This window comes from Parasphingorhabdus sp., from assembly GCF_041748495.1.
Lineage (GTDB): Bacteria > Pseudomonadota > Alphaproteobacteria > Sphingomonadales > Sphingomonadaceae > Parasphingorhabdus.
Window position 1 is genome coordinate 1 of sequence record NZ_JBGTDD010000002.1, and the last position, 14511, is coordinate 14511.

Genomic DNA, 14511 nt, shown 5'->3' on the forward strand with positions numbered 1-14511 from the left:
TGGCCGATGCCTTCTATCAGGAGCGGGTCGGCCAGCATCTGGCGATCGGCCTGCGCGCGATCGAGCTGCTGGCAAAAGAGGCCGATGCGGGGACGTTGCACAGCCGGAAATTGCGGAGTTTCGGGGAGCCGCTGTTTCGGTAGGCTGATCCTGTCAGCGCAGCGGATCCACGCAAAAGCCCCGCCGGAGCGCCTCCAGCGGGACTAGGAGAAAATCTTGCACTATTCTGCGTGTCAGTCCCGTTATTGCGGGGTTGCTTGTTCGTGGACCCAGTCTGCAACCTTGCGCCCGTGGCGGCTGATCAACGTCATATTGAAAAAATGCATCGCACCCAATACGAGGGTGGCAATGCCGACATACCAACCTAAAAAGCGCATAACTTCCACAATATTTTCGGCGGTGCCTGCAGCACTGAGTGCGAGAGCGATAAATCCAAAATTTACGAGATAAAAGCCTACGACGAGCAAATGGTTGATTGACGTAGCGAGTTCATCATCATGTCCAAAGCAGCGGATCAGATAGATTTTTCCATTGGTGGATAGCGTGAATGCAACCCAGATGGTCATGCTGATCGCGATGAGAAGATACAGGCTATAAGCAATGATGGTCATTTCAAATTCCTTTCGAGTCGATTTTATAATTTCTGTTTTTTCTGAAATTTAAGAAATAGCTAAATGTGAATCTGCGCGGGCGGCATGTGTCTTTCCCCAATCTTATTCGCTGTTGTTTTTGTTAGAGCTAGGAATGAAACGAGCGACTTTGCTCCCAAGCTTCATCAACGCAATCAAAGTGCTTTTCTTCAATCCACGCACTTGCTCATACCAGTTGGTCAAGGTACCGATAAATTCATGCATTCGACCAATGCGCTCCCGTATATGGCTGGGTAAGTCGTTGCTCTCTGCAAGACGCTGCTCCAGCTCGGCGAGTTTTGAGATAATCGGGTCAATCTCGCGCCGTTTTCGTTCAGCGCTAATCGCCATGAACATATCCCACAAATCCGTTTCCGCAACAAAATGATCGCGGCGGTCACCCGGAACATGGGTCCGTCTGACAACCCCATAACCTTGGAGATCCTTGAGAGCGTTAGACACGTTCGATCTTGCCAGCCCGAGAGCTTCGCAAATCCTCTCTGCGTCGAGCGGCTGGTTGCTGAGATAGAGCAGCGCATGAACCTGGGCGACCGAACGATTGGCCCCCCAATGCGTCCCCATTTCTCCCCAGTGAAGAATGAACTCCATTGCTTCCGGATATTTCTCAACGCCCATTGCGAGTCGTCCTTTCGTTATTTCTGTAATTACAGAAATAACGAAATTGGTCAATACCTGTGTTTTTCTGGATGATCTTTGTTGTGAAATTATGTGCGCGATGGCTAGAGGCCAGCTTCCGCTATTGCTCCGAATGCGAAGCCAGGTTTACGCAAATAGCGCCATTCCCCGCGATCAAACCCCCAGTGCCGCCGCCGCTTCTCTAATCCGCTTCGCCTCTGCCCCATCATTCTTGAAGGCAGCCAGTCCGCGATCCCGCGCCTGTTTCGCCTGGACCGTCTGGCCCAGTTGCATGCGGCTGCGGATCAGCATGATCCAGCCGTTGGCGTCATTGGGGTTGGCCTGCAGGCGCTGGTCGAGGCCGTCGACCATATTGGCGATCATCGCTTCCTGCTGGCCGGCGGGCAGGGCGGCGGCTTCCTGCATCTGCTGGCGGCTGGGTCCGGGAATGGCAGCGGTGGCGACCGTGGGGCCATCGGTGGAGATGCCGCCGGTGGGCGCTGCGGGTGCGGCCCTGGCGAGGCGGGCGGCGACATCAATGCCCTCATTTTCCGCGACCTGGCCGATCACCCGGCGAATGTCGGCGGCATAAGGCGCGTCGGCGGGCGTGTCCTCGAGCAAAGCGAACCAGTCGTTGATCGCGCCTTGATGGTCGCCGGATATGTCTTTCTGCACCGCGAGGAAATAGCGCGCGCGGGGATCTTTCGCGTCCTGTTCCAGCGCGTTGCGGAAGGCATCGGCAGCGTCGGGCGGGACCTGCTGGCCGTCGCTCGCCATCACCAGCGCCTCGCCCAGCATCGACCAATATTCCGGATTGTCGGGGTCGAGCGTGGTCGCCCGCTTCATCGCCGTGGCCGATTCGGCGAACTTGCCGGTTTCAAAATAGCTCCACCCCAGCATCCGCCAGCTTTCGGCATCGTCGGGGTTTTCCTGCAGCTTTTTTTCCAGACCGGCGATGACTTCATCGACGGAAGGGGCCGTTTCGGGGCTGGCTTCGGCAACCGACGGAGCCGCAGCAGAATCGCCGCTGAAGCTACGGTACACCGCGACCGCTACCGCAGCCAGTGCGAGTAAAGCCGCGATTATCAGCGCGATACGGCTGATATTTATCGAAGAAGCTGATTTGGCCATGGTCGATCCCCGAGCTGATTTCTGTCGCGATAGTCCCGAACAGAGATACGGAGCCTCGCGCTAGCTGACAAGCGCCGAGATGATGGTGATATTTTGCACTGGCAATGGAGAAGCTTTTTGATAAGATACTGCCAAAGTTCAATCTTTTGGGTCGCGCTACAACCGGAATAATAGCTGAACCGGGTCTGCAAAACGTATGAGGGTGCGTTGGTCGGGGAAGCAAGGGGGGAAGCGAGCGCGTGGCGGACAAGTTTCGAGTGGTCATTATCGGGTCCGGACCAGCGGGCATGAGCGCCGCTGGCCGTGCGGCGCAGTTGAAGCTCAAGCATATATTGCTCGAGAAAACCGACCATCTGTCCGACACCATCTACAAATATCAGAAGGGCAAGCATGTCATGGCGACGCCGAGCCAGCTGGTGCTGCGTTCGGACATGGATTTTGACGCGGGCAAGCGCGAGGCGATTCTCGGCACCTGGGACGAACAGACCGCCGGTCACGGCGTCAATGTCATGTATAATGCCGAGCCGGTGAAGATCGAGGGTGAGCAAGGCAATTTCACCATCAGTCTGAAAAATGGCGAGTCGGTGCAGGCCGAAACCATCGTGATGGCGATCGGGACGCAGGGCAATCCCAATCTGCTGCGCTGTCCCGGCGGTGATAACAAGCTGGTGCAATATCAGCTCGACGACCCCGGCGAATATTATGACGAGCATATCACGGTGATCGGGTCGGGCGATGCGGGTATCGAGAATGCCCTGGGCCTCGCCGCCGATTCGGCGCAGAATAATGTCGTGACCATCCTCAACCGCTCGGCGGATTTCGCCCGCGCCAAGAAGGCCAATGTCAAGCTGCTGATGGAAGCGGGCGAGCAGGGCAAGGTGATCATTCGCAACGAAACGACCCCGGCCGAGGTAAAAGACGGCGAACTGGTGCTGGAAACCCGCGACGGTCAGGAAGCGATCAAATGCGACCGGATCATCGCCCGCATGGGCAGCGCGCCGCCGCGCAAGTTCGTCGAGGAATGCGGGATCGAATTCACCAGCGAAGACCGCGAGGCCTATCCGAAATTGTCCCCCGCCTTCGAAAGCACCAAGGAGGGCATTTACGTCATCGGCGCGCTCGCCGGCTATCCGCTGATCAAGCACTGCATGAATCAGGGCTATGATGTGATCGAGTTCATCAATGGCAATACCGAACTCAAGCCCGCCGACGAACCGATACTCGAAGCCAAGTTCGGCGATTTGCCGCGAGGCCGGTCGGTCGACGAATGGCTGGAATTTTTCCGGTCCAATGTCACCATTCTCAACGATCTGTCGCCGCTCCAGATGCGCGAATTCATGCTCGACAGCGAGCCGCAAATCTATCGCCGGGGCGAGGTGATCTTCGAGCGAAACGATCCGGGGAGTTCGCTTTTTGCCATCGCCGAGGGTTCGGTCGCGGTCGAAATCAATCCGGACGATCCCTCGATGACGGTGCCGATCGAGCAGGGGTCGATCTTTGGCGAGGTCGGCCTGATTTCCGGACGGCGGCGCGGTGCGACGATCAAGGCGGCCGAAGAGGTCATCGTGGTCGAGATTTCCCGCACGGCGGCACTGAAGCTGCAAGCCTCCGTGCCAGCGGCCAAACGCCGGATCACCCAGATTTCCACGGAACGGCAATTGCTGCAGATGTTCGGCTCGGGCCTGACCAAGGAGGATATTGCCGAAGTCGTCGAGACCAGCGAGATCATCAATGTCCGGGCCGGGGAAGCGATTATCGAGGAAGGCGGCGAGGGCAATGACATTTACGTCATCCGGGTCGGATCGATGGTGGTCGAGAAGCAGATCGGCGGCAAGCCGGTGTTTCTGTCCTATCTGCCGGCCGGTTCCTATGTCGGCGAAATGACACTGATCGCGGGCGGTTATCGCACCGCGACGGTGAAGGCGGCGATCAAGTCGGAAGTCATCAAGATCAACGGCGATGCGTTCAAGAAGGTGCTCGACGCCCATCCGGACCTGATGCGCAAGGCCAAAAAGGAAATGGCCGCACGGCAGGATATCAACGCCTTTGTCGAGGCGAAAAAGGACAGTTTTTCGGGCGTGGTCGACATGTATTCGGGGATCGCCAATTTCCTCGTCGACAATGGCATTGGCGAGGCCACCGACGTGCTGTTGATCGACGAGAATCTGTGCGTCGGGTGCGACAATTGCGAAAAGGCCTGCGCCGACAGCCATGAAGGCCTGTCGCGTCTCGATCGCGAGGCCGGGCGGACCTATGCCCATCTGCACGTGCCGACCAGCTGCCGCCACTGCGAGCATCCGCATTGCATGTCCGACTGCCCGCCGGATGCGATCCATCGTGGTCCCGACGGCGAAGTGTACATCGATGACAGCTGCATCGGCTGCGGCAATTGCCAGCGCTACTGCCCCTATGGCGTGATCCGCATGGACAAGGTGCCGCCGAAGAAACCGGGGCTGCTCAGCTGGCTGTTCTTTGGCGCCGGGCCGGGACCGGGGGAGCCCGACAAGCAATGGGCCAAAAAACATAGCGACCCGGCTGTGGAAAAACCCAAGAAGGCGATCAAATGCGACATGTGCGCCGGGATCAAGGGCGGACCGGCCTGCGTGCGCGCCTGTCCGACCGGCGCGGCGATCCGCGTGGCACCGGAAGAATTTCTGACCGTCGCCAAGCTCGAAGGGGAGGAGCTATGAGCCTGTCCCTTTCCCTCCAACCCGGTCATCCCGAGCTTGCCAAAGGACCGCGATCATGCGCCTGCTGTGCTTCGACAAGCTCAGCACGAACGGCGGACAACTCAGCACGAACGCTTGCCAAAGCCGGACACATCCAGACGGGAGGGCGCGTCTAATGGCCAGCAATGCCATTCCTTCCCAGCCCGGCCGCAAGAAAGTTGCGATGCACGATGGTTTCCTCAAGCATGCGGGGTATCGCTGGCTGAAGGTTTCATCGGCGATCATGCTGATCTGCGTCGTCAGCTATATTTTCATCGACGTGTCGCCGCGCCACAATGGCGGCAGCTGGTATGGCTATACACTGGGCACCATCGGTGCGCTGCTGATCCTCTGGCTGACCATGCTGGGAGTGCGCAAGCGGGCGATGACGCCGGGCCAGTGGTCGCTGAAGGCGTGGACATCGGCGCATATCTATCTCGGGCTGAGCCTGATCGTCATCGGCACGCTGCACACCGGATTTCAGCTAGGCTGGAATATCCACACCGCCGCCTATGTGTTCATGATGATCGTGATCATTTCGGGCATCGTCGGGATTTATTTCTACGCGACCATCCCGAAGGCGCTGTCCGACAATCGCGACGAGATGACCGAGACGGAGATGCTAGAAAATCTCCGCTCGCTCGACCGGCAGCTGCACGAAGCGGCGCAGCCGCTGTCGGCGGAACATGCCGGTCTGGTGCTGCTATCGCTGGAGCAGGATCCGTTCGGCGGCGGTTTTTTCCAGCGGATTTCCGGCAGATATCCGGATTGCGCTACTCGGCAGGCGCAGGCGGATCTGCGCCGCGAGCGCGCCTATCAGCCGAAAATGGGTGGCGATGATCCGCTCGACAAGGTCGATGCCCTGCTCGAGAAAAAGGAAGCCACGCTGGCCCGCGTCCGCCGCCATCTGAAGCTCAAGGCGATGCTGCAGGTCTGGCTGTTCATCCATGTGCCGATGACGTTCGCGCTGATCGCCTCGCTCACCGCGCATATCATCAGCGTGTTTTTCTACTGGTAGGATGGAGAGCCCAGCATGACCTTCATTGTTCGCCAGATTGCCACCACCGCCGATGGCCGGGAAATTATCCGGTCCAACCCCTTTGCTGCAGAGGAGATCGGCATTGGCCGCAGCACCGCCAATGCCATCCATCTGCCCGACCTTGCGGTCAATCCGGACCATGCCACGATCCGCAAGCGCGACGATGGACAGATCATCGTCGAAAGCACGTCGGGCCAGAATTTCACGCTGGACGGCAAAGCGCGGATTTCGGTCACTGTCAATCCGGCGGTTGGCGCGGAACTGGGTTTCGGCGGCCATGTCATCACCGTCAGCGAAGAAGGCGGGGATGTCGTCCTCACCGTCAAGCGGGTCGAGGCCCTGTCCGATTCGGCGGAGACGCGGAGCGAGACGACCTTATACACGCTCAAGGGACTGCTGCCCGGCAAGCGGACCAGCGCCTGGGGCTTTATCGCGCTGGTGCTGGCTGCCTTCCTCGTCTGGCCGGTCTATACCTGGGCGACCTGGCGCGGCGTCGAGGAACGGCCCGACCAGTTCCACGCCGACACCATGTGGTCGTCGGGTGCATTGAGCAGCGCCCATCATGCGCTCAAGAAAGATTGCCAGGCCTGCCATGTCGACGCCTTTGTCACCGTCACCGACAAGACCTGCCTCACCTGTCATGAGGATGATGCGCATGACCATGCGGCAAAGCCGCGGCTGCTGACCGCGCGCGGTGGACCGGAGGGACTGGAGAAAATTGGCGCCGCCTTTGCCACTGCTTTCAACAAACCACCGGGCAGGTGTGTCGAATGTCACACCGAGCATGAGGGCAGTGGTGCTATGGAACCGACAGCGCAACAATTCTGCGCGGATTGTCATGACGGGATGGATGGACGGTTGACTGATACCAAACTGGAAAATGCGTCGGATTTCGGGCTCGCCCATCCGCAGTTCCGGCCCGCCGTGCTGGTAACCCCGGGCGGCGAGAACCCGCTGCGCCGGCGGATTTCGCTCGACCGCAAACCGACCGAGAATAATGGTCTCAAATTCCCCCATGACGTGCATCTGTCGCGCACCGGCGGCGTCGCCCAAATGGGGCGGCGGCTGTCATCGAAATATGGTTTTGGCGAATCTCTCGAATGCAAGGATTGTCATACCCCCGATCCCAAGGGTGTGCGCTTTGAACCGGTCGACATGAAGGAGGATTGCAGCATGTGCCACAGTCTCGCCTTTGACGAGATCGGCGGCACTGTCCGAACCCTGCGGCATGGCGAGCCGGAAATGGTCCAGGCGGATCTCCGCGCTTATTATCGTTCCACTCGTCCGACCCGCCCGATCAATCTTGGCGGGATGCAGCGCCGCCGTCCGGGTGACAGCAACGAAGCCCGCGTCGCCAGCGACTATGCCCGCGCCGTCCAGTTCCGCCCCAGCCGGGCCAATCTGGCGATCAGCCAGGTCTTCTCGCGCGGTGGCGCCTGTTACGACTGCCACGGGATCACCCCGCCCACCGCTCGCGGCCGGGTGGATTATGGCATCAAGCCGGTGACCCAGACCGACCGCTATATGCAAAAGGGCTGGTTCAGCCATGAAGCGCATAATGACGAAACATGCAGCAGCTGTCACAATGCGAAGACATCCAAGCTTGCCGAAGATCTGCTATTGCCGGGGATCAAGACCTGCCGCGAATGTCATGGCGGAGAGTTTCAGAAGACCGCCGACGTGCCATCGTCATGCGCCATGTGCCATGACTATCACGCCGATGATGGCGCGCCCTGGCTGATCAGGGAAGAACAGAAAGACAAACAGAAACGACCGGGCAAGCAGATTGTTCGTCAATAGCGCTAATGGGCCAAAGGGAGGGCGTCCATGTTGATGGCGCAGATCACCGATATACATCTGGGCTTCGACCCTGATAATCCGGCAGAATTCAACCGCAAGCGGCTTGATCAGGCGATCAAGGCGATTTGCGCCATGCATCCGCAGCCCGATCTGTTGCTGGCCACCGGCGATCTCGTCGATCGCGGCGACCAGGAAAGCTATCGTCGGCTCGAAAATGCTCTGTCGGTCGTGCCCTTCCCGGTCCATATGTGCATGGGCAATCATGATTTGCGCGCGCCGTTCCGCAAACAATTTCCCGATGTTCCGACGGCGGACGGCTTTGTTCAATATGAGGTCGACACGCCGGCCCTGCGGCTGCTGATTCTCGACACGCTGGAAGAAGGCCGGCACGGCGGTGCCTTTTGCGACCGACGGGCCGCTTGGCTCAGCGCCAGACTTGCGGAAAACCGCGACAAGCCGACAATCCTGATCCTGCACCATCCGCCAGTCGAAAGCGGCATCGAGTGGATGAACACCCATCCCGACGAACCCTGGGTCGGGCGGCTGGCCGACGCGGTCACCGGCCATGCCCAGGTCAAGGGCATGATCACCGGTCATTTGCACCGCAATATTTCCACCTGGTGGGGCGACATCAGCCTGGCGGTTTGCGCCTCGACCGCGCCGCAAGTGGCGCTGGACCTCAGTCCGATCGATCCCGACCGACCCGATGGCCGCAATATGATTGTCGCCGACCCGCCAGCCATCGCCCTGCATTATTGGAACGGCCGCCAGCTGGTCAGCCATTTCGAGAATGCCGAAGACCATGTCATGCTGGCCCGCTATGACGAGAATCTGCAGCCCCTGGTCCGGGCGCTGCTGGCCGAGCGACCGGAATAGCCGCTCTCTTTGCCAAGTCGTTCATCGACAGGAAATTGTTGTTCGTCTAATAGATGATTTCCAGCGCAACCTTTTTTGCGTTTCCGCTCGGCATTGGGTAGATGATCCCCAACTGCGCTTCCGGCGTTTTTTTGCGATCCGCTGCAGCGGTTCGATATTTGGAGAGATAAAGATGCGATTCACCATTTCCACCCGCAGGTTTTTTCTGGGCGTTTCCAGTGCCGCACTGATTGGCGCGACCGCGACCCCCGCTCTGGCCGCTCAACAGGACAATAAAATGACCACAGCAGAATTGAACAGGATGAGCGCGACGCAGGCGGCACCAGCCGATGCGGCGGGGAACAGCATTCTGCAACCCTGGACCGGACCCTATGACGGCGTGCCGCCATGGGATGAAGTCAAGGTCTCCGATTTCCCGGCCGCCTTTCAGGCGACCATGGACAAGATCCAGGCCGAAGTGAACGCGATCCGCGACAATCCGGCACCCGCGACCTTTGAAAATTTCACCGTGCCGATGGAACTGGTCGGCAATGAAGCCAATAATCTCTTTTCGATCTGGGGTGTGCACAGCAGCAATCTGTCCAACGACGAGGTTCGCAAGATCCAGGGCGAATGGCTGCCGAAAGTGTCGGCCTTCTTCGATCAATTGACTCTCGACCCCAAATTGCTGGCCAAGACCAAGGCGGTCTATGACAATCGGCAATCCGCCGGACTGGACGCCCAGCAAACCCGTCTGGTCGAGCGCAATTACGAACAATTGGTCCGCGATGGCGCGCTGCTCGGCGACACTGACAAGCAGCAGCTGATTGCCTATAATACCGAATTGTCGAAAGCGTTTAACGACTTTTCCAACAAGGTGCTGGCCGATGAGGAAAGCTTCATCTTCCTGACCGACGAAGCCGATCTGGCCGGACTGCCGGACAGCTTTGTCGCCTCGCTGAAAGAGGCCGCCCAAGAGCAGGACAAGACCGGCTGGGCGCTGAAAAACACCCGCTCGGTCATGCAGCCGTTTCTCGAGAACAGCACGCGGCGCGACCTGCGGGAAAAAGTCTATACCGCCTATATCAACCGCGGCGACAATGGCGGCGACAATGACACCAATGCGACCATCGCCAAGATCCTGAAATTGCGGGCGGATCGCGCCAAGCTGCTCGGCTTTGAGACCCACGCCCATTACCGGATGGCCGACACGATGGCGAAGGAGCCGGATGCCGCGATGGACCTGATGATGCAGGTCTGGCCAGCCGCCGTCGCGCGGGTCAGCGAAGAAGTCGCCGACATGCAGGCCATTGCCGATAGCGAAGGCGCCGATATCACCATCGAACCCTGGGATTACCGCTATTATGCGGAAAAGGTCCGCAAGGCGAAATATGATCTCGATTCCGCCGAGATCAAACCCTATTTCCAGCTCGACAAGATGATGGACGCGCTGTTCGACGCGGCCGGCAAGCTCTATGGCATGACCTTCACCGAAACCACCGGCACCATCCCGGTTTTCGATCCGGACGTGCGCACCTTCGAGGTCAAGCGCGGTGACGAGGTCATCGGCGTGCAATATTTCGACAATTATGCCCGCAACGGCAAGCGCTCGGGCGCGTGGATGACCACCTACAAGAACAAATATGAGCTGGGCGGGAACAACAATTATGTCGCGACCTCGAACAACAATAATTTCGTAAAGGGCGGCGACGGCGAACCGACGCTGATCAGCCTTGACGATGCGACGACCCTGTTCCACGAATTCGGCCATGCGCTGCATTATCTGAACTATGACATCACCTATCCGGGGCTTGGCGGCACGCCGCGCGATTTCGTCGAATATCCGAGTCAGGTGAACGAAAACTGGCTGATGACGCCTTATATCCTGTCGACCTACGCTCTCCACTACAAGACCGGTGAGCCGATCCCGAAGGAACTGGTCGACAAGATCCAGGCATCCCAGACCTTCAACGAGGGTTTCTCGACGGTGGAATATCTGTCCAGCGCGATCGTCGACATGAAGCTGCACAACCGCGCCGAACCGGTGACCGATCCCGACGCTTTCGAGCGCGAGACGCTGACCGAAATCGGCATGCCGAAGGAAATCGTGATGCGGCACCGCCTGCCGCAGTTCAACCATCTGTTCTCGTCCGACGCTTATTCGGCCGGCTATTACAGCTATCTCTGGTCGGAAACGATGGATGCCGACACCTGGGCCGCGTTCGAGGAATCCGGCAGCGTGTGGGACAAGGACACCGCCGAGCGTTTCCGCAAGATCCTGCTGTCGACCGGCAACGAGACCGACCGCAAGGAAGCCTATCGCGAATTCCGTGGCCGCGATCCGGAGGTCAAATATATCCTCAAGAAGCGCGGCTTCCCGGTACCGGGCGAAAGCGCCGATGCGGCCAAGGGCGGCAAGGACGGCACCAGCAAATAGGCTGACGCAGCCAGCATTATTGAAAGGGGGCCTTCTGGCCCCCTTTCTATTCCCCCCGTCGCCGCCGGGCGATCAGGGCCTGGATTTGCAGCAGCCGTTGCTCGGTCATCGAGAAGCGGAAGGTGAAGAACAAGGCCATCAGCATCAGCGGGACGATACCGGCGGCGCCAATCCAGACCAGCGCATCCAGCGCCGACTGGTCCACCGCCCCCGGCCGCATGCCCTCCTGCAGACCGACCAGGTCGAGCGCGAAGCCGCCGTAGAGCGGCCCGACAGCGCCGCCCATCTTGGAGGTGAACTGCAATACGGAATAGAATCCGCCTTCCTGCCGGAGACCGGTGTCGGCCTCATGCTCGTCGGTCAGATCGGCGGTCAGCGAGGTGACCGCGACGATCCGCAGGATGAAGAAGCTCATGAATATCGCGTTCTGGATGACCAGGATCGCGAATATCACCGGATCGCCATTGCCGGGAATCAGGTCGAACCAGCGCAGCAGATAAGGCCAGGACAGATCGAGCAGCATCACCACCACCGCCCATTTGATGATATCATGCTTGGGCATCCGCCGGCCGACCGTCTTCAGGAACACGATCGCGATCGGCACCGCAATCAGCACCGAAAGGCCCAGCACCAGGCCCGTCTCGGTCGCCTCCAGTTCCCAGAAATAGGTCCAGAAGATGATGTTGAGCGCGACCGTGATGCCATAAGAGGCGGTCGCCCCCAGGTCATAGCCGAGCACATTGCGGAAATTGCGGTTGCGGAAGGTGGACAGGAAATCGCTCCACAATCCTGAAAATCCCGGCGTCGACGGCGCGCGCCGCGGATCGATCTGGGTATGGCCGATGAATTTCCAGGTCCCGGCGATGCACGCCGTCGCGGTGATCCACACGATCAGCGCCGACAGCCAGCCATAGGTGACGTAATTGGCGGCGACAAAGCGGCCATCGCCGCCTGCGCCTTCGTCGAACAGGAAATAGAGACAGGTCGACGGCAGCAGCAGCGTCGTCAGAAACAGGAAGGCGGTGCGCTGCCCCATCAGGGCGCTACGGTCGTGATAATCCTGGGTGATTTCCGCGACCAAAGTATAATGCGGGATCGAGAAAAAGGTCAGCGCGGTGCGGATCCATATCGAACAGGCGAGCAGCCATCCGGCCAGCCACAGCTGGCTGTCCAGCACGAATTCCGGCGGCGCGAACAGCGCGATGAAGCCAAGGCCCAGCGGCACGGTGCTGTAGATCATGAACGGATGCCGCCGACCCCAGCGGCTCTGGTAGCGGTCGGACCAGCTGCCGACCATCGGGTCGGACACTGCGTCCCACAGCAGGCTGAGCGACAGCACGATGCCGGTCGCCGTCCCGCTCAGCCCCAGCACCTGCGTGTAGAGCAGCAGTACGAACATGATGAACGCCGCTTCCTTGACCGCATAGACGGCCCCGCCGAGGCCGTAGGACAGGCGGTTGGGGAGGGTCAGCTGCAGGGGGGCGGGTTCCGGGTTTTTCAAGATGGGGGAGCGTCGCACAATCGGGCGTTGGAAGCTACTGGAATTGCTGGGAGGTTTGCGCGGCCAGGCTAAAACTTACCGCCGGGCCTGATCCAGCTGTACAGATAATCCGGCAACTGGTCGGACATGTCCATATCCGCCATCTTGACGCTGACATGGATCAACCAGCGACCGCGGTCGTTCAACTTGGGCTCATCCTTGGGAAGCTGGTTGTTGCGCGCAAACAGGCCACTTATGTGCTCACGGATCGGCTTATAGGCATTGGCAATATTGCTCTGCTTGCCTGCGGCCAGGGCCTTGGGCGCCAGAAAATTTTGGGACCGTTTGTAAGCCGTTTCGGAAGTCAGCGAATAGCGCACCAGCGACTCCCACCCTTTTGCGGGACCACCGGCATCGTAGAATTTGTCGAGATAATCGGTCATCAGCGAGTCGAAAACACGCTTGGCAGGCCCGCTCTGGGTGCCCAGAACCACCGGATCATCACCGCCCCCGCCCGGTGAAATCTGGATCGCGCGCACCGAAGAGGAACTGAGCTCGTCGATCAGGTCGATTTCATGGGCATCCAGCTTTCCGTCGGCGAGCATGACATCGGCAATTTGTCGCGCCTCAACCTCGGTCAGCTGAAAACGCGAACTGGCACGTACATTGGCAAGGATCGCATAGACCTGCCGGTCGGCTATCGCTCGCATGTTTTCGGAAATCGCGCCTTGATCCGCCTTTGCCGCCGAGGAAATCGACAGCAAACAGAGCGCGCCAAGGCCTGCACGGACAAGGCTGCGCGAAGAGATGGTTTCTGCAATCGCTGCTTTCATTGACTCAAACTCCTTATCTGAACCGATAATTCACAGATACGCTGCAACAAATTATGGCGACAATGCACTTTTTTCCTAGCCGAAATTCATCATTTCCTGGAAAAAAGTGCAACTTCCCCGTAGTTCCTGACACCGTAGTTCCGTAATTCACTTTCGACGTATACTGCAGAAGCCTGAGAAAATATCCAGTTCATCGAAGTTTGAAGCGCTACAAAGGCAGCTCACATATAGTGCAATCTAAGGTTCTGTAATGAGAAAATTTTATTTGATTTTCGTGCTACTTTTCACCTCAGCGTGCGGACTTGTCTCAACAGATATCGAAATAAGAGACGCTCATATTTTTGAAAGTCTTATATTTGAGGATAGCGACAATTTATACCAAGAGTATGATCAAGTTGTTCAAGTAAGTATTCGCACGGACGATGCAAGAAACTTGATCCGATCGAACGTCTATCCATACATCAATGTTTTCGACTGCAAGCTAGAGGACAAGCGTTTCCCGGTTTTTCCGTTTTACGGTAAGATCGCAATGGATGAGTTCCGTCAATTGGAAAGAAGCTTCGGCACCCAACCGCCAGCAGATTACATTGAAATCTATGGAGGCATAGAAAAATCATTCGTCGATGAGATTGACGAACCATGCGTCGATGTTTCGGGTGGAAATGTCATTGGATATATAATTAAATCCAATAGCTTAAAGTTAGGTAGACTGAAATTAAGCTGACGAGTGGGACATTCCTAATTCCCGAATTCCTCGGTCTAATGACGCCAAAAATGGCCCGGACCCAGCTTTATGGAGAAGCGCCTTTCGACAAGCTCAGGACCAACGGGAGAGCCGGTCAGCTGATCGCCGCCAGCTGGTAGAGAAAGTCGGCATAGCCCATGGTGGCGTCGACCAGGCCGGCGACTTTCGGGTTGGTCGATTCGATGACATAATATTCATCCGGTGCATGCGCGCCCGCG

General features: G+C 58.4%; 11 protein-coding genes. 6 read left to right on the forward strand and 5 right to left on the reverse strand.

Annotation, left to right across the window (positions count from 1 at the left end; translation table 11 throughout):
• Positions 1-242: 242 nt before the first annotated feature.
• From ACEW8J_RS00110 to ACEW8J_RS00120, 3 genes are all read right to left on the reverse strand, one after another.
• The gene (locus tag ACEW8J_RS00110; RefSeq protein ID WP_373489594.1) at positions 243-611 is read right to left on the reverse strand and encodes a hypothetical protein; all 369 of its coding nucleotides are present in this window, start codon (positions 609-611) and stop codon (positions 243-245) included.
• Between the two features lie 102 nt (positions 612-713).
• On the reverse strand, positions 714-1265 hold the full coding sequence (locus ACEW8J_RS00115) for a GbsR/MarR family transcriptional regulator (RefSeq protein ID WP_373489595.1): 552 nt from the start codon (positions 1263-1265) through the stop codon (positions 714-716).
• Between the two features lie 174 nt (positions 1266-1439).
• A complete protein-coding gene (locus ACEW8J_RS00120) occupies positions 1440-2396 on the reverse strand; it encodes a tetratricopeptide repeat protein (RefSeq protein WP_373489596.1) in 957 nt (318 codons plus the stop codon).
• A gap of 239 nt (positions 2397-2635) precedes the next feature.
• Here ACEW8J_RS00120 and ACEW8J_RS00125 point away from each other — a divergent pair, with 239 nt between their 5' ends.
• The 5 genes from ACEW8J_RS00125 to ACEW8J_RS00145 all read left to right on the forward strand — a co-directional run bounded on the left by ACEW8J_RS00125 (position 2636) and on the right by ACEW8J_RS00145 (position 11235).
• Positions 2636-5086: a cyclic nucleotide-binding domain-containing protein gene (locus tag ACEW8J_RS00125; RefSeq protein ID WP_373489597.1), complete on the forward strand. Its 2451-nt coding sequence runs from the start codon at positions 2636-2638 to the stop codon at positions 5084-5086.
• Positions 5087-5240: 154 nt separating this feature from the next.
• On the forward strand, positions 5241-6122 hold the full coding sequence (locus tag ACEW8J_RS00130; RefSeq protein WP_373489598.1) for a hypothetical protein: 882 nt from the start codon (positions 5241-5243) through the stop codon (positions 6120-6122).
• A gap of 15 nt (positions 6123-6137) precedes the next feature.
• Entirely contained in the window at positions 6138-7943 is a 1806-nt protein-coding gene (locus ACEW8J_RS00135; protein WP_373489599.1) for a cytochrome c3 family protein, read from the forward strand.
• A gap of 27 nt (positions 7944-7970) precedes the next feature.
• Complete coding sequence (locus ACEW8J_RS00140) at positions 7971-8819, forward strand: phosphodiesterase (RefSeq protein ID WP_373489600.1); 849 nt, start codon at positions 7971-7973, stop codon at positions 8817-8819.
• A gap of 172 nt (positions 8820-8991) precedes the next feature.
• Positions 8992-11235 (forward strand): M3 family metallopeptidase, encoded by a 2244-nt coding sequence (locus ACEW8J_RS00145; protein ID WP_373489601.1) that lies wholly within the window; start codon positions 8992-8994, stop codon positions 11233-11235.
• A 46-nt stretch (positions 11236-11281) separates the two neighbouring features.
• Here the strand turns inward: ACEW8J_RS00145 and ACEW8J_RS00150 are convergent, their stop codons facing one another.
• Positions 11282-12736, reverse strand: a complete 1455-nt coding sequence (locus tag ACEW8J_RS00150) for an MFS transporter (protein ID WP_373489602.1) — start codon at positions 12734-12736, stop codon at positions 11282-11284.
• Between the two features lie 68 nt (positions 12737-12804).
• On the reverse strand, positions 12805-13548 hold the full coding sequence (locus tag ACEW8J_RS00155; RefSeq protein WP_373489603.1) for a hypothetical protein: 744 nt from the start codon (positions 13546-13548) through the stop codon (positions 12805-12807).
• A 250-nt stretch (positions 13549-13798) separates the two neighbouring features.
• Here ACEW8J_RS00155 and ACEW8J_RS00160 point away from each other — a divergent pair, with 250 nt between their 5' ends.
• Positions 13799-14272, forward strand: a complete 474-nt coding sequence (locus ACEW8J_RS00160) for a hypothetical protein (protein WP_373489604.1) — start codon at positions 13799-13801, stop codon at positions 14270-14272.
• The last annotated feature ends 239 nt before the right edge of the window (positions 14273-14511 follow it).